16 protein-coding genes are annotated in these 16,430 nt (G+C 61.6%); 6 read left to right on the forward strand and 10 right to left on the reverse strand.

The annotated features are described in order from the left end of the window. The first annotated feature begins 7 nt into the window (after positions 1-7). Positions 8-289 carry a DUF982 domain-containing protein gene (locus FJ930_RS04295; RefSeq protein WP_140742195.1) on the forward strand — a complete coding sequence of 94 codons (282 nt, stop codon included), beginning with the start codon at positions 8-10 and terminating at the stop codon, positions 287-289. Positions 290-1,056: 767 nt separating this feature from the next. Beyond that, complete coding sequence (locus FJ930_RS29965; protein WP_181763278.1) at positions 1,057-1,548, forward strand: hypothetical protein; 492 nt, start codon at positions 1,057-1,059, stop codon at positions 1,546-1,548. A 688-nt stretch (positions 1,549-2,236) separates the two neighbouring features. Here the strand turns inward: FJ930_RS29965 and FJ930_RS04310 are convergent. Further along, positions 2,237-2,770 carry an inorganic diphosphatase gene (locus FJ930_RS04310; protein WP_246676803.1) on the reverse strand — a complete coding sequence of 178 codons (534 nt, stop codon included), beginning with the start codon at positions 2,768-2,770 and terminating at the stop codon, positions 2,237-2,239. Positions 2,771-2,910: 140 nt separating this feature from the next. On the opposite strand from FJ930_RS04310, the gene FJ930_RS04315 reads away from it, so the two are divergent. From FJ930_RS04315 to FJ930_RS04325, 3 genes are all read left to right on the forward strand, one after another. Beyond that, positions 2,911-3,144: a hypothetical protein gene (locus FJ930_RS04315; RefSeq protein WP_141835189.1), complete on the forward strand. Its 234-nt coding sequence runs from the start codon at positions 2,911-2,913 to the stop codon at positions 3,142-3,144. A 215-nt stretch (positions 3,145-3,359) separates the two neighbouring features. Further along, a complete protein-coding gene (locus tag FJ930_RS04320; RefSeq protein WP_140607163.1) occupies positions 3,360-3,578 on the forward strand; it encodes a hypothetical protein in 219 nt (72 codons plus the stop codon). A gap of 712 nt (positions 3,579-4,290) precedes the next feature. Then, positions 4,291-4,587: a DUF1236 domain-containing protein gene (locus FJ930_RS04325; protein WP_140742183.1), complete on the forward strand. Its 297-nt coding sequence runs from the start codon at positions 4,291-4,293 to the stop codon at positions 4,585-4,587. 658 nt (positions 4,588-5,245) lie between these two features. Here the strand turns inward: FJ930_RS04325 and FJ930_RS04340 are convergent. From FJ930_RS04340 to FJ930_RS04380, 9 genes are all read right to left on the reverse strand, one after another. Continuing rightward, positions 5,246-5,761 (reverse strand): invasion associated locus B family protein, encoded by a 516-nt coding sequence (locus tag FJ930_RS04340; RefSeq protein ID WP_246676814.1) that lies wholly within the window; start codon positions 5,759-5,761, stop codon positions 5,246-5,248. Between the two features lie 81 nt (positions 5,762-5,842). Beyond that, positions 5,843-6,307 (reverse strand): DUF4189 domain-containing protein, encoded by a 465-nt coding sequence (locus FJ930_RS04345; protein WP_141835195.1) that lies wholly within the window; start codon positions 6,305-6,307, stop codon positions 5,843-5,845. A 39-nt stretch (positions 6,308-6,346) separates the two neighbouring features. Beyond that, positions 6,347-7,024, reverse strand: a complete 678-nt coding sequence (locus FJ930_RS04350) for a hypothetical protein (protein ID WP_141835198.1) — start codon at positions 7,022-7,024, stop codon at positions 6,347-6,349. A gap of 12 nt (positions 7,025-7,036) precedes the next feature. After that, positions 7,037-7,576: an invasion associated locus B family protein gene (locus FJ930_RS04355; protein ID WP_140742245.1), complete on the reverse strand. Its 540-nt coding sequence runs from the start codon at positions 7,574-7,576 to the stop codon at positions 7,037-7,039. A gap of 67 nt (positions 7,577-7,643) precedes the next feature. After that, positions 7,644-11,903, reverse strand: a complete 4,260-nt coding sequence (locus FJ930_RS04360; protein ID WP_141835201.1) for a YadA-like family protein — start codon at positions 11,901-11,903, stop codon at positions 7,644-7,646. Positions 11,904-12,109: 206 nt separating this feature from the next. Beyond that, entirely contained in the window at positions 12,110-12,676 is a 567-nt protein-coding gene (locus FJ930_RS04365; protein ID WP_246676804.1) for an AraC family transcriptional regulator, read from the reverse strand. Positions 12,677-12,708: 32 nt separating this feature from the next. Next, entirely contained in the window at positions 12,709-13,014 is a 306-nt protein-coding gene (locus FJ930_RS04370; RefSeq protein WP_141835204.1) for a hypothetical protein, read from the reverse strand. Positions 13,015-13,041: 27 nt separating this feature from the next. Continuing rightward, positions 13,042-13,959 carry an AraC family transcriptional regulator gene (locus tag FJ930_RS04375; RefSeq protein ID WP_141835207.1) on the reverse strand — a complete coding sequence of 306 codons (918 nt, stop codon included), beginning with the start codon at positions 13,957-13,959 and terminating at the stop codon, positions 13,042-13,044. 363 nt (positions 13,960-14,322) lie between these two features. Further along, entirely contained in the window at positions 14,323-14,523 is a 201-nt protein-coding gene (locus FJ930_RS04380; RefSeq protein WP_181176351.1) for a hypothetical protein, read from the reverse strand. A gap of 398 nt (positions 14,524-14,921) precedes the next feature. On the opposite strand from FJ930_RS04380, the gene FJ930_RS04385 reads away from it, so the two are divergent. Next, the gene (locus FJ930_RS04385; RefSeq protein WP_141835210.1) at positions 14,922-16,370 is read left to right on the forward strand and encodes a phosphatidylserine/phosphatidylglycerophosphate/cardiolipin synthase family protein; all 1,449 of its coding nucleotides are present in this window, start codon (positions 14,922-14,924) and stop codon (positions 16,368-16,370) included. The last annotated feature ends 60 nt before the right edge of the window (positions 16,371-16,430 follow it).

Genomic DNA, 16,430 nt, shown 5'->3' on the forward strand with positions numbered 1-16,430 from the left:
GGTTACGATGCTTTCGAAGCCTTTCACAAAGCCAATCCGTGTATGGGTTGGTCTCGGCTTTCCTCGTCAACTCAACACCGTTGTCGATGCCTACCAGTTCGCCATGGACTATTGCGGCAACAGCCCTGAACAGAGAGCTGCAATTCGAGCCTGCAAGGCGGCATTAACCGGTGATATTGATGCGGAGACGGCGCGAGGCGTTTTCGTGGCGTTTGCCGAGAAAAAAGGCCTGGTGGCCGACGAGTGGGTGCCGCCACTCGTCAACAACGAAAGGCGCAACCACGCCTGATAATTGGGGCGGTCGCTCTCACGCGGCCGCCTCGCCTGCTTCGGGGCACCGCTGCTATTCAAATATGCCGCGCCAGCGAAGTGATGTGTTCAAGCTAGAACTTGGCGGCGAAAGCTTGGCCAGGACATTCGCCATGGATTGAAACGCGATTTCTGCAATCTCTCGGCGACCGGCGGGCTCGACTGGCAGTCGGCATGACGTCCCTCGTCTGGCCTCGAACCATCCGCCGATTGTCCGAAGCCGGACATACGCTTGAAGACTGCCGACCGTTGGCCTTTAATCGTATTGGTTTGGGTGCGGGGTATTCTTGATGACCAACGCTTTTCACACCATCACGGTTGAAAGAGCGGCCAAGGCCTGTGTTCTTTCCAGAGGAAAGGCGCGCTTCCTCTCCATCGCACTGCCAATGCGCGCCATCCAAGCGCTGATGCCGATCACGCGTCCCCGGCAGGACACGGGCCAGGAGGGGACTAGTCCTGGCGCGCGCCGAGCGACGCCGTTGCGCGTCTGTTCGACCTGGAGGTTGTTAGATCCCCAGAAGACTAACCCGCCCAAGCGGATTTGAGGAGAAGAGTGCGAGGAAGCGCAGATGGCAAAGCGCAAGCCAAAGCGAATCAGGATTCTTTCCCTGCCTTCGCCCGAACTCATCGTCGAAGCCACATATTTTGCTCGAAGGTGTGGGATCACCACCGATGAGGCGTTGGCTCTCATCGCCCGAGCTAGCAAAGCCGAGAAGATTCGGGAGCCTAAGCGATAATCCTCGGCCCTTGATCAACCTCATCGTTCGCGGAATCGCCAATTTCAATCTCCAGCGGAATCCTGCGTGCCGGTGCCTAATCGAGGCGCTTGATGCGGCCCTTCTCGAGGCGGAATACTCCGGCATTGCCGCCTTGTTTCTCAAAATCGGTCTGCAATTCATCCCAGGTGCCAAGGTGCTCCCCACAGTCGGCACACAGGATCCGGGTCTCGGGTCGCGCATCATGCGGTATTCTCAGCCGGATGGTAAGGCAATAAGGGCACTCCAGCCGGTGATCGAGAAATTCTTGCGACATCGCACAGCCCTCCTCGCTATCAGACCCCGCGTATCGACGCTTCGGGAAGATCCGTTGGATTGGGGGTCGTGGAATGGAAAGGTTGGCCAGCATCTCAACAGATCGCTGCGTCTGATGCAACTCACTCCTGCCAGGCCTTGCCTCGCGATCCTCTTCAGCGCTGTCGCCTTCTCGATTTCCGTCTGCCGCTGGATATCCGGACGATAAGACCAAGTGCCGCCGCCGCGGGCGCGCGTTTGGCGTCGCGGGGCCGTGCTCCTGGCTGGGCCTGGTTCTTTCGAACCGCCAGGCGACAACGGTCGATTTGATCGATTGCGCCGCTGATCGCTGAGGTACGTTCGGCGCAGGCGGCCTCAATGGCGATTCCAGGTCTATTTGTTCGGGATTGCATGATGCCGTCCGCTGGGTCGAAGCCCAGCCACTCCGGCGCACCACAGTAAGCGCCGCAACCCGCCGACGGCAAGATCGCAATGTTAGATCCTCGCGCCACAACAGGGGCAAGAGCCTCGTAAATCGTTCTTTGTAACGTCAGGTACTGTATCTGACTTCAAGAGCGTCAGCTATTCGCTCGCAAAGCAACTCCCCCGTTACTACATTTATATGAAGGCACAGGCGCTCTCCTCGATTGCCAACGAGAATTATCGCGATGCCTTCATCTGTGTAGTCGGCACCCGATTCAACATCCACCAGCCTGAAATTGCGAGGGACTTTACCCGGATCGGTGGACATATTCGCACCCCATCGGCGGCTATTCGGCAGCTGACTTTCGGATTATCCCACGTCAAGCCCTGCCATTGCAATGAGACGGACGATCAAGGAACTGAACGTTTGAATCGTGCCGTATCCGAGCCGGCAAAAACACCTCGCAATGACCAACTCGTCATAGACCCAGGGATCACTTCAATATCCTTTGTTTTCGCTGAAAGGCCTTGGCACCCTTGATGAGTGACTTGATCGCCTCGCCGGCGTCCTGCCAGCCTTTCAGCTTGATTGTCTTGCCCGTGCCCACCACGGAGAACAAGAAGAACTGCTCTATCTCCTCGCGCAAATCCTGCGGCACATGGTCGACGGCGATGGGCTCGTCGAGGGCGTCCTCCTTGCGCGGGCAGAAAATATAGCGATCGTTCCTGAACACGGTCCCGTGCGGATCCTTCTGCCTCACCCGCAGCGCACCGAGCAGGTCGCATCGGATGACCACGCCTGGGGCCGTGGCCGCCTGGTGGATCACCATGCCGTCAAGCGGATCACCGTCATCGCCGAGGGTGGAGGGTACGAAGCCCCAATCATACGGGTATGTGTTGCCGACCGGCAGCGGCCTTGAATATTGGAAGACACCCGTCTTCGGCTCGTAAGCGAGCTTTGCCGCTGCTCCCCTTGGCGTTTCGATCACGACGCGAAACAGGTTCCGGGTCTTCGTCGGTAGTTTCAAGAAATTTGTCATAGCCATACATCCGAGAGCGCCATCGCAATAGCACGCGCGACGAAGCAAAAGGTTCCCGTTCTGCCAGCCGACAAATGGAACCAGCTTTGAAAGCGGATGTTCAACATTGCAGCGAAAGGGAGAGTTTGATGGCTAAGGTTTCGCCGCATGCGCTGAAAGGCGCCGGCTACGTGATTTCAACCATAAGCGTCATATTGCTGGCGGTGGTCAGTTGGAAAGGTGCCTCGCAAGATCCGATGCTTGCCGCATGCCTGTTTTGTGGTGCCGCAACCTCGATAGCTGGCATGTGCTGCCGCTGGACTTCCTATGCGATCGAAAAGCGCCGGAAGCGCATGCAAAGGGATGCTTTGGGGAGTGGATGACCTTTAGTCGATCTCAATGACTCCGCGCGCCGGCGCAGCCAGTTGCCGCTGCCGTGCCCGTGATCCAAAGGTGCCAAAGCGCCTGAAAATACATCGCCGACAAGGGCATGAATGGCTTGTTGATTGCCAGGGCGCTCGCCCACGATGGGCACCACCGACGCCCTTGTCTTTTCTCGCTCGCCCGATAGTCTCTTCGGGGCGTTCTGAAGGCAGCCATGGCCAGCGAATATCTGAACCACCTTTTGGAGTGCCCCTTTTGCGGCACTATCCGGTTGCGGATTCCCAGCGATGCCCAGCCGCTGACGCCGATCACTTGCGCTGATTGCGGCAAATATCTCGGCACATGGGATGAGTTGCAAACCGATTTCGAGCTGCAAGGCGGCACGGATGGCGTGTTCCGTCTCGACAAGGGGCGCATCAAGAAGCTCGACTAAAGCGCGTCGCGTCGAAACGGATTCATGCGACGCGCTTCAGGTCTTTGTTTTTACGCATGTCGTTCTCCCAAAACCGAGGTCACTTTTGGGCGACATGCGTTAACCCGGAAAGAGCATCTCCGCTCGCTCGTGTGAGGTGAGCGCCCATCCATTTTCAGCCTGTCGTAAGGCTGACGAGCAACACGGCCACCAGGATCGATAACGGCACCGCCATGAACAGTGCTGCCTCCAGAAGACGGGTTTCCTTGTCTCTGAACATCAGGCCAAAACCTCACATCTCGGTGTGTATGCCGGGAATTGAGGGTTCGCTCGCCGCATGGGAGCGGCGTGCGAACCCTATCGGCGCAGGAAGGGACGTTAGCTGCGCCAATCTGCAAAACCTTCGTGGTCGCTTCTCCTGAAGGGTCAACTGAGGGCAATACCAACCACCATGAAGGTGATGGCCACGGCGAATATTGGTGCGAGCAACCAGCGCGCTTGTCCGACACTCCTATCCATCAACTTCCTCCCACAAACTTGCAGCGAACAACGACCGCAAAAGGTGGCTGTTCCCGCTAAGGGGTTTGGCAGGACTTTTGCGTTTCGCGATTGGACCTAAGTCCGATGTCCGCCCGACCGAAGCCCTAACTCGGGAACGTTTGTCCCCGGGCCAAGTTCGGTCCGGGCGCGGCAACGGCAGTCGTACCGCGCTTATTTTGCGAAGGAGGAACTCATGAGAATGCATCTTGCCGCCGCCGCTGCGGCCCTGTTGCTAGCAGGTATTGGCGCAGCCGCGGCGGAGGACGTCGTCATCCAGCCCGAGCAGGAAACAGTCATCAAGGAATATGTGAAGAAGCAGCCGCTGGCTTCAGTGAAGGTTCCTGGTGTGGAACTCAACGTCGGCACGGCTTTGCCCGATACCGTCGAACTCCACGAAGTTCCCAATGTCAAATATCGCTACACCGTGATCGACAACCGAACGGTTGTCGTCGATCCGAGCACCCGCAAGGTCGTCAAGATCATCCAGTAGGGGCGATCGCAGCATTTGGCCCGCCGCCCGGCGAGGCGGCGGACCGGATCCACAAAAACTTCAACATGGTGTGAGAACTTGGATGCCGCTCTCCGCAGCATTGCTGACTTGCAAAATGACGTTCGAATGTCCCGAATGCGGTTTCGCATTCGTAAAGCACGGTAGCTGGTTTCAGAGTGTTTCGTGGTATGAGTGCGAGGGTTGTCGACGCCGGATCCGGATCACCTATCCCGACAAACTCAAACTCTTCGCCAGGTATCAGCAGGCGCCGGACCCGACGACACAGCGTCCCGGACTGCGGCACAGAATGGACGTGGCAACTACCCGATGAAGTAAATGACGAACCGGCTTTCGCGCAATTTGCATCGCAAACCGACGCCTGGGGGTGCGTCAAGGTTTCGCCCAACCCTGGCAGGACGCTTTGACTTCTGAAAATGCCATCGATCTCGGTCCCCACTCCGTCGAAGTTACCGGAAACATGGGCGAATGGTTTGTCCGCCTTGTACGCGGCGGGAAAAGTTACATCCTGGTTTTTGAACTCGAATCTTGTGCCCGCGCCTATGCGGAGGGCCAGCGAGCGGCTCTGGTCCGCCATCGAAGGCCGCCTCGCAGGTCAGGAGCGGTCGGCGACTGACATCGGGGGCAGGCAGGCTTCTCCTCAACGTGCGCTTAACGCAACCATGCGGTCGAGCGCTGCCGACAGGCCGTTGAGCGACACCGGAAATGTCAGCGGGGTCTCGGCGGCGGTGGTGACATTGAGCTTCAGCACCGAGCCTACCTTCATCTTTCCAAGCGTCGGCCGATCAATGGGAAACACCACGATGCAGCCCGTTGGCAGGCAGGTCCTCAATCGCTGCTGCGCCATCGGCGGCTGATCGTCGATCTGAGGCGTCACGCCCGGATCGAACAAGATGCCGAAGGGCAGCAGCAACGTTCCAATCAACCCACCCTTCTGCCCCACGCGCAACTCCACGGCCAGAAGCCTCTGGCCGTTTTTCTGCGTCTGGTCCTGTGTGACCGTGCAGACCCGGGCATTGTCCTGCATGCTGCAGGCCAGCTGCCAGTCCTGATAGGTTTCCTGCAGCGACGACGCGCCGTTTGGAAGCGAACCCTGCTGTTGCTGTTGCTGCGCCAGAGCAGCCGGCACCAAAGCAGCGAAGGCAACCGCGCTGATGGCGGCCGCCTTCGGGAAAACATGTCTATGAACCAAGGATTGCGACTTTCTCTTTCGTCGAAGGGACACCGTCAACCGGCGTCACGTACAGACCCACTCGCGGATCTTGCATTGGGCTCCCCCTGCCTCGCAGGCGCGCAAGGCGAGGTCTTCCGCTTCCCGGCGGGTCTCGGCGGAATTGACGCCCCAGGGCGTGAACCGGTTGGCTTGCTTCTCGGCCACGGCCAGCGCGCCGCAATGTTTGTAGGGAAAGCCGGTCTGGTCGTCATCATCCCAATGGCGGTGGTTGCGGAACACGGCAACGACGTTGCAAGCCTTTCCGCCCGCGTCCTCGCAATGCTTGAGCGCGATATCCATGGCCTCCTGTCTTTTGTCGGCGCCCCAGAAGAAGCCGTGGCGGACGTCGGTGCTGGAATAGGCGATCGCCGCCCAGATGCCTTTTTCCTCTTGCGGCGGCTCCAACGGTGCAACCGACAGATCGGCCGAGACGACCTGCCCGGTCCAGAGCAAGGCCATGCAGAAAGCGGCCAAAGGTCCCTGTCTCATCTCAGCAATCCTTTCCGCTCGCCCATCCGTTTCGTGCTCTCACTTGGCCGCCGACGCGATGGAAATCACCACGCAGCTGTTGCCGGTCGGCAGCAGCAGGGCTTCACCCGTGTTGCCGCCGAGTTCGTACACCTCGACCTGCCCGAGATGGTCGGTGATCTTGCTGCCCTGCGGCAGCATGGACAGGACGTCCGCGCACGGGCTGGCGAACGGCGCCACCCGCACCATCGCCCCCTCGCAGCCGGTGGCGGTGGGTGATGCGAAAACAACGCCGGCGGCCGGACCGCTATAGCGCTCCGTCGCGTAGTCCATGCCGACAAATGCCTGCACGGCATGCTTGTCGGCGGCCTGATCGTTCCACAGTGACTTGACGCTGTATTTCGTGCCGGTCGTCAAAAGCTGTCCGAGCACGGGAAAGACGGTCGAACAGGCCTGCACACCGGCCTGCTTGACGTGCTGCAGGAAAGGCGAGTCCGGCAGCGCGGGCGGCTGGGTCCCTGCCTGCGCGGCCGTCGGCGTGCCGACGAGACCGGCGATCGCGGCATAGTTCGCGGCGGCGAATCCGATGCCCATCATGGCCAGCCCCAAGAGCGCAAATCCGATGACGCGCGGCCACCGCCGCGGCGCGCGCACGGGCTCGATCACCCTTCGCCGATCCGCCTCGACATTCGGGCTGCCGCGTGTCGCGGATATGAACGGATCCTGTTGCTGGCTCATGGCGATGCCTCGTTACTTGATTGGCGCAAGGGCTTCCGACAGCCCTTTGAGCGTTGCGGTCACGGTGATGGTCTGGCCGTCGACGGTTGAATAGGAGATCGCCGGCGTTGCCTTCTGCGCTATCTGCTGGCGCATCAGCGGCCCCACCGGCAGCATGCCGACACAGACCATTTCGTTGCAGCCGTCGAGATGCACGTCGATCGGCTGTTTGCCATCGAACTTCAACGACACCGGGCCGTCGCTCCTGGCGTTCGGCGCGGTCCGCACGATCATGTACGGCTTGCCGTCCTGGGTGGCGGCAAGCGACCAGCTGAAGGCCATCTTGCCGGCTCCGTCCTCGATCACCTGCGAGACGTTGCACACCTTCTTGCGGGCCTTCAGGTTCTCGTCGCAGATCAGCGTCCAGTTCTCGAAGGGACGGATGGTGCGCTGGTATTGCCCGAGCTTCACGTCGGGAGGCACGACCACATCCGAACGCTTGATCCTGTAGGGCGAAGCCACCTGCGCGGCAGCCGGCGCCGGCCCGCCGGCAAGCGCCAGGCAGGTCAGCATGGCCACGGCAATTGCATCTAGGCCGGCATGGCCTGTTCGCCTGTCCATTCCCGCCTCAAATCCCCCTTCAGTTCAGCGTGAAGCTCAGGCCGGCGCCGACGCCGACGTTTCCACCGGCGGCCGTGCCCGACACATTGCCGCGGATGCGCCCATCCTCGCTTGTGTAGCCCGCGCCGAAGGCGAAGGCGCTCGAGTCGCGCCAGAAGCCGCCGCCCGCCGCCACGCTCAGCTTGCCGGGACGATCATCGTAACGCAGCGAGGCCGCGGCGAGGCCGATTGCCGCCGCCTGCCGTGCCTCGTCCCTGATGCCGCTTATGTCGGAATTGAGCTGGCTGAACTTCTGGTCGGTATAGTTGTTAGCCTGCTGCAGGGTCGTGACCGCCACCTGGTCGGTGTAGCTCTTGGATTGGGCCAGGTTCAGGTTCAACTGGTTGACGTTGACCGCATCGGTGCCGGTAACGCCTGGGCCGACATTGGAGATAACGACAGGCGCATTCGGGTCGCCGCCTTGCAGCGTTATCTTATTGGTCTTGGTCGTCGATCCGTCCGGATTGGTGACGGTGTCGTATTGCACGGTGTTTTGGACGGTGCCGCCGATGCCGCCGATCGTTTTGGTCAGATCCTCGATCGCCGTGTTGGTGGCGTAGAGCTGCGAGCCGTTGATCGCGTCGGTGCTGTCGGAGGAAACGCGTCCGGCGGCGACATTGGTGATCGTCCTCTCCGCGCCGGTATCGCCGACGCTGACGGTTCCGACCGGGTTCGTGCCGGCAAAGGCGTAGCTTTTGCCGTTGATGGTTGTGCTGGGCGTGCCGACCGCGGTCTGCGACACCGAGCCGGAGCCGAGCGCCACATCATTGGCATTGTTGGCCTTTGCGCCTTGGCCGAGCGCCACGGCACCTTGCCCAGCGGCTGTCGAGCCATGGCCCGCGGCCAGGCTGTCGGCGCCGCTCGCCACGCTCTCCGGTCCCATCGCGACGCTGTTCGTGCCGCTGGCGACCGAGTCGGCCAGCGTCGAATTGGCATGGAAATACTTGATGCCGCCGCCATTGGCGATGTTGGTGAGCGCATTGTCGACGGCCGTGAAGCCATCATAGACGGTCGAGTAGTTGTTGCCCTGGATGGTGTAGGTCGGGCCGGTGATCGAGCCGTCGGGATTGACCGTGGTGCCGCCGCCGAACAGATTGGAGACGTTTTGCGACACGCCGCGCAGCTGCGAGACGTTGACGGCGTCGGTTTCGGCCGAACCCGCCGCGACATTGGTGAGCTTGCGCTCGGCCCCGGCGGAACCAACAGAGACTTCGCCGGCCGATGTCTGCGGGCTGGTCAGGGCAAAGGCCGTGTAGCCAGCCTGCGCGCCGACGGTGGTGATCGACGACGCGCCCAGCGCCACGCTGTTGGCGAAGGTGCTCTGGGCGCCGGCGCCGAGCGCCACCGACTGGATACCGGCGGCGGTCGAGTCGGTGCCGAGCGCGATGCCGTCGGCCAGCATCACATGGGCGTTCTGGCCGATGGCCGTGCCGCCGGGCGCGGTCTGATCGACGATGGCGCCATTGCCCATGCCGATGCCGTTGTCGCCGTTGACGACCGTGGTCGGGCCGACCGCGACCGACTCGGCGCCCACGGCGAGCGAGTCGCCCGCCGCCGAGTTGGCGTGGAAATACTTGCTTGGCGTGCTCGCCACCGAGGCGATGGCCCCCTGCAGCTGGCGGACTGTGACGGCATCCTGCGCCTCCGTACCGTCGGCCACATTGATGATCTGCCGGTAAGACGTATCCGTGCCGACCGACACGGCGCCGAGCAGCGCCTTGTCCGTCGTGTTGTACTGGATGAAGTTGGTTGGACCGGCCGCGATCTGGCCTGTGTCGGGCGCCAGGGGCCGGTCGGAGACCGAGCCTGAGCCAAGCGCGACGCCGCCATCGACGCTCGCCTGGGTGCCGCGCCCGAGCGCCAGCGCGCTGTCTCCGGTCGCGGTCGCTTGGTAGCCGACGGCGGTGGAGCCGACGCCTTGCGCGAAGGCATCGGTTTGCGCCAGGCCGCTCTCGTTGGTGCGGGCGTAGCGGATGCCCTCGCCATTGGCGTTGGTATAGGCGGTCGAGGTGTCGCCGGCGATGTTGTTGATCGTATTGCCGAGATTGGCGATGTTGCCGCCGATATTGGCGATGTCGGTCGTGTTTTGCGTGACCTGCTGGTTGGTCGCGTAAAGCTGCGAGCCGTTGACCGCATCGGTCGAACTGCCGCTCAACTGACCAGCGGCGACATTCTGGATCTGGCGCTCGGCGCCGGCCGAGCCGACAGAGAAGGCTCCGGCCGGCGTGCCGCCGGCGAAGGTGTAGTTGACGCCGCCGATCGTCGTGCCGCCGACAGTCGTAGTGGCGCCCGATGCCGAATTCAGGCCGATCGCGACATCGCCGGCATTGTTGGCCACTGCGTTGGGGCCGACAGCGACGGAATCGGCGCCCAGCGCCTGCGAATCCGGCAAGGTCGAGTTGGCATGGAAATACTTGATGCCGCCGCCGACGTTGATGTTGTTGAGCGCGGCGCCAATGGCGTCGACCGCCTGGTTGGTGGCGAAGAGCTGCGAGCCGTTGATCGCATCCGTCGAGGAGCCGCTGATGCGTCCCGCCGCGACATTGGTGACGGTGCGCTCGGCGCCGACCGCGCCGACGCTGACCGTCGAGGTCGGGTTGATGCCCTGGAAGGCGTAGGTCGTGCCGTTGATCACCGCATTGGGCGTGCCGACCGCTACGGCGGTCACCGAGCCCGAGCCCAGCGCCACGTCGCCGGAACTCGCCGCCGCCGTCGCGCCATTGCCGAGCGCGACATTGCCGATGAACCCGGCAGCACCCGCGGTGGAACCATTGCCCAGCGCCACCGAGCCCTGCCCGATCGCCTTGTTGTTGTTGCCGATCGCGACCGCGCCAGCGGCCTGGTTGGCGGCGGTTGCGGTTGCCGTGCCGTCGCTGTTGGCGATGTTGTTGGCGCCACCGACGAAGGCACCATTGCCGCTGGCATAGCTCGGATCGCCGATCGCCACCGCGCCGTCGCCATAAGCGGTGTTGCCCGAGCCGATGGAGACCGCCTTGCCACCGGTCGCCGTCGCATTGGTGCCTATCGCCACCGCCTCGGCGGAATCCGCCTTGGCGTTCGTGCCGACGGCGATGGCGCTCTGGGCGCTGGCAGTCGCGGCCAGTCCCAGCGCGATTGCTTGCGCGGCGGTCGCAGTGGCGTTGTTGCCGAGCGCCGTGGCGGAGACATTAGTAGCCTGGGCTCCCGAGCCCGCCGCGACCGAACCGACCCCGCTCGACACCGCCTGATTGCCGAGCGCCAGCGCGAAGTTGCCCGAAGCATTGGCGGTACTGCCGAGCGCTGCCGAGCTTTGTCCCGCCGCACTGGCCTGAAAGCCCACGGCTGCCGATAGGCTGCCGCCCGCTACGGTGCCGATGCCGAGCGCGGTACTGCCGGCTCCGCTGGCGTTGGCGCTGACGCCGGCAGCGAGAGAGTTGTCTCCTATCGCGTTCGCTCCAGACCCGAATGAAGATGAGTTTACGCCGCTGGCGACGGCCTCGCGGCCGACCGCGGTGGAATTGGCGCCGCTGGCGACCGACGACCAGCCTCCGGCGAATGCATAGTTGGCGCTGGCCGTGGAACTAACACCGACCGCGGTGGCGTTCCCGCCCGAAGCTTTGGCGAAGGTGCCCAAAGCACTAGAGCCGGCCCCGGTGGCATTGGCTTGGACGCCAAGCGCCACCGAATTCACTCCACTTGAGATCGTGCCGGCGCCCAGCGCCATTGCCCCGCCGCCGCCCGAGGCATTCGCATCCTGGCCAAGCGCCACCGAATATAGTGCCGACGAACTGGACCGGGTTCCTATCCCAATCGCGTTGAGCGCAGATGCCGTCACATCCGTGCCGATGCCGATGGCGCCCACAGCAAGGGCACCTGTGTTCGCAACGGTGCGCGCGCCAAGATAAACGGAGTTCAGCTGTGAAGCGATCGACTGGAAGCCGATGGCGATGGCATTCTGGTTTCCCGCGTTGGCGCTGGTGCCTTGGGCAATGGAATCGATCCCCGCTTGCGCCGCTCCGTTTCCAACCGCGATGCCGCGCAGCCCGTTCGCCGTCGAGCCAGGCCCGACCGCTACGGAACTAGCGCCGGTCGCGGTTCCGCCGCCCGCCGCATACTGCGCATGTGCCGGGCCGGCATGGAGCGCCGACAGCGCCAGCACGGCAGCACTCGCTAGAAGACCCTTCTTGCGCGCCCAGCGACTGTCAAAATTCCCCGCCTGATGCTGGACAAGAGAACGACTTAAAAAGCGATTGTCGGTCATGGCCCCTCTCCGCCTGCCGCCCGGCTCGAAAATGCCGGAACAGTTCGAACTTTTGGCAGAAAGACACGATTCGGGTCCGTAGTATTTCAAGAACTTGCTGCCTTGAAAGAAAAGGGTGAGGCAGAACGGTGTAGGTTAACGGATAGTTACTTTAGAAGCTACTTTAATAGACGCACGTCACGTTAAGAAGAACTTGAGTGGCCGGTCTATTGCCCAGATCTCAAGCTAACCTTCCTCAACCGCGCCTGCATTGGCGTTACATGCCGGTATTTCTTCATCACGGTGGTGAAATGGCTCTGGCTTGAGAAACCGCTCAAATGGGCGATGTCCGCGATCGACATGCGGCTGTCGGCAAGGAGTTTTTCCGCGAAGTCCAGCCGAAGGTCGAGGACATATTGATGCGGCGGCATCCCGAACGTCCTGGAGAAAGCCCGCACGAAATGATAGGGTGAAAGCCCGCAGACGGCGGCCATTTCGGCAAGCGCCAGCTTGCGCGAAAAGTTCTCGTTCAGGAATTCCTGCGCCTTGCGTACGCTGCGGACGGAAAGCCCGCCTTTCACATTGAGCAGCGGCTGCCGCGTCGCATCTGTCCGGGAAACCCGTCCCGCGGACTCATCATCGCGCCGCATTTTTTCGGCCTCCTGACAACTCCCCTGATGAGAGCCAACCTCAGGACAGTCCCTCGGTTCCCCGGAAAAACAATTCTTGATTGATGAGACCTGACCGTTATCGCCAGTGAGATTCGTTCGGCGGTTCCAGTCAGATGACGACACAGAGCAAGACCACGGTTTCGGCGGATGGTATTTCAAAAAATTGCGGCGTTGAGAAAATAGAAGCCGACCGGCTGGTACTCGGCGCCGCCGGGGACAGCATCATCCACAGGCAAGGACTGCGCCAGAGTACAAGGCACACCGAATGGCTTCTCCCGCCGAGCATGGGTGCATTCGCGATGGGCGTATTTTGGAAAACCCCGGATTCTTTGTAGGAAATTCCGATCCTTGAACGCTGAACGGCGGCTGTCGCTGCTTTGCCACGCCGCAGCGCTTGGACGCACAAAAATCGAGCCCAATTTTCGGGGCGACATGCCGGTGCCGTCACAGGGAGAATGCATTGCTGTTTCCGTCAAAACAAAGAGCTTTCATTTTCTTGCGGAAGCATATCCGGCAGGAGTTCTTCCCCTGTACTTCTTCATCGTCGCGGCCAGGTGGCTTTGATCTGAAAAACCTGCCACGAAGGCGATCTGGGCAATCGAAAGCTTGCCATCGACAAGCAGCTTTTCCGCGAAATCCAGGCGCAGATTGACCAGATAGCGATGCGGCGGCATTCCAAACGTCTTGGCGAACGCCACGATAAAATGGTTCGGCGAAACGCCCGCGACCGAGGCGAGTTCGGCCACCATTATTTTTCGCGCGAAACCTTCATTGAGGTACTCCCGCACGCGTCGGGCGCCATCGGGCGAGAGACCGCCCCTGGGCGGCGCGGGCTGCTTGCCGCGGCCCGTGTAGGTGCGCAGCAGATGAACGCCGAACACCGTGATCAACGAGTCCAGATAAAGCTCATTGGGAGATGCTTTCCCCGTCAGCTCGGCGGTGACCTTTTGGGCGATGGTGAGCGCCCACAGGTCGACCGTGCCGAAGGTTGGCGGTTCGAGCTCGACATTGGCGGCATCGAATTCATGGCCGGCCAGTTCCGAGAGCGCTGCGGGCGAAATGGATATAACGGCATTTTCCCTGGTCGCCGACCACGCAAGGGTGCTGTCCACCCCTGCGGGGTTGATGACCATGCAGCCGGTAGGCGCATCGTATTCCTTGACCCTGTCGCTGCCGAGCGAGGCTCGCAACTTGCGCACCGGGGCCAGGACGATCCCTGCGGAATGCTCCTTGGCCAGGAATTTTTGTGATCCAGGGGCGCGGATGGAGTATACCACGCTCCCTTGCCTGGTGGCCCTTCTGGGACCCGCGTTTTCAGGAATTATATCCAGGACGTCTCGGGCCGCCCGCTTTCGACCGGCCTCCCGGGAAAAGCCGCCTTCCCGCGCCTCCTCCGCATTTTTCATTTGCGTCGCCTCAGCCGCCTGCCGTCGCTCGAAAATCCCCCTAGGCCCACCCGGAAGACAGCCTAACGCACGTGCCTGGGCTAGGGAAGAACTTCCACGCGCAAAGAAAAATTTTTGTTCGAGAAAAGAGAGAAAAAATGACCGGCAATGAAGTCGGCGGGCGTTCTATTTGACGGGTTGGCCGTCTTCGCCATGCAACAGTTTCGGGCATCGAACCTGGTGCCCGATTCCGCGTTTTCGCATGTTTAGCATTTCCTGACGTGGAGGCCTGTGCGGCCCTCTCCAGGTCCACAGCTTGGCTTGCCACCGGGATCAACGACAGGCAATGACACGCTATGAGGCCAGCAACTCGGCGGCGCGGTGCTACAGATCACCGCGCCGTTTCTCGTACAGGTCCCACGCGAGTTCCACAAAAGCCAGAAGGACATCGTCCTGGCTCCAGCCAGCCGCGACCGCGGCCTGGACGATTTCTCGAATCAGAGGCAGCAACTGGGCTTGGCATTCCACCGATATGTCGAGAGCGTCGTCCCCCACAGGCGGTCCGTCGAAATTGAACTGCACCATTCGGTGCTCCCCTCGCCTCAGTCAAAATGTTATCTCGTTAATTTCGTTCCCTCTTATATACGATAGATGTGGTACCAAAGTACAGGAAGCCCCGAGGATCGGGGCAGCACAGAACGGTGCCGAATCAAGTCGGCCCTATGCTTTACCTGAGGTCAAGCTTCGCTCTCCTGGACGGAGTTCCATCGGAGCTTGATCAGCTCAATCTGTTTCAGGAAACGGAATTCTTCGGCTGAGCCGCCGTCAACGGTTGAACTTCGAGTTCGCTGTCGCGACGCGTCGCCACTGCTAGCATGGCCCGCTGGCCGGCAGCTGGTACACGCCGCGACCACCATCCGGCAGATATCCAGGTATGAGCGCCAGCATTGCCTTCTGCGACCACCCGCTGGATAGTCCGCAAAATGTTCGAGACCCTGGCGACTCACTGGCCCCGAATCCTGGCGATCATCTCGGTGATCATGGCGACCGTCGGCATTGCCCATGCCGTCATGACCAAGGAGGACGTTCGTGCCGCCACCGGCTGGGTCGGCGTCATGTTGCTGTCGCCGATCATCGGTGTGCTGATCTATGCCGTGGCCGGCATAAACCGCATCCGCCGCGCCTCGATCAGCGCGCAGCGGCCACTTGCCGGTGACGCCTCCGTTCGCGACGCTGCCGTCGAGGAGTTGATCGGCAAGCGATATGGCCAGCGCTTCACCGGCCTGAAGACGCTGGGCGACCGGGTGGCACGGCGCGCGCTCACCTCGGGCAACACGATCACCCTGCTTAGAACCGGCGACGAGACCTATGCGGCGATGTGTCTGGCCATCGACAGGGCCAGGCACAGCATCCTTCTGGAAACCTATATTTTCGACAACGACGCCGTCGGCCTGCTCTTCGTCGAATCGCTGGCACAAGCCGTGAAGCGCGGCGTCACCGTCCGCGTGCTGATCGATGCCGTCGGCGCCCGTTATTCCGTGCCCAGCATCCTTGGCCATCTGCGCCGCGCCAACATCACCGCCGATCTCTTCAACGGCAACATCGTCATGGGCCTGCGCCTGCCCTACGCCAATCTGAGGACGCACAGGAAGATCCTGGTCATCGACGGCGCGATCGCCTTTACCGGCGGCATGAACATACGCAAAGGATTCTCGGCCGAGTTCGCCGGCCTTGCCAGCGCCAGGGACACGCATTTCCAGGTCAGCGGGCCTGTAGTGACCGACCTGTTCTCGGTCGCTGCCGAAGATTGGCGTTTCGCCGGCAATGAGAGGCTGAAGGGCGATGCCTGGCGGATCACACCATTTTCGTCCACCGCCGGCCAGTCGATGATGGTGCGCGCGGTCGCCTCGGGGCCCGATGCAAGCAACGAAACCAACCACAAATTGCTGATCGGCGCGTTCTCCATCGCCCGCAAGTCGATCCGCATCATGTCGCCCTATTTCCTGCCGGACCGCGAGCTGATCAGCGCGCTGATTACCGCTGCCAGGCGCGGCGTCGAGATCGACATCGTGGTGCCGGCGAAGAACAATCTCTTCCTCGTCGACCGCGCCATGACCGCGCAATTCGACCAGATGCTCAAGAATTATTGCCGGATATGGCGTACCGCAGGCCCGTTCGATCATTCCAAGCTACTTTCAATCGACGGGCTGTGGGCCTATGTCGGGTCGTCCAACCTGGACGCCCGCTCGTTGCGGCTGAATTTCGAGATCGATCTCGAGGTTCTCGATGCCGGATTTGCCGAGGAGATCGAGGCTCGCATTGAAGCAGCGATCGAAACGGCCACACCCGTGACGCTGGAAGCGTTGCGGGCCCGCCCGTTCATCATCCGCCTCTTCGATCGTATATTGTGGCTCGGTTCACCCTATCTTTAACAAAACGACGTGTTTGGCGGATAGCGTGCACCCATGGAACATCGGCCGGAAGACTCTATT

It is taken from the genome of Mesorhizobium sp. B2-4-15, assembly GCF_006658505.1.
In the GTDB taxonomy this organism is placed as follows: domain Bacteria; phylum Pseudomonadota; class Alphaproteobacteria; order Rhizobiales; family Rhizobiaceae; genus Mesorhizobium.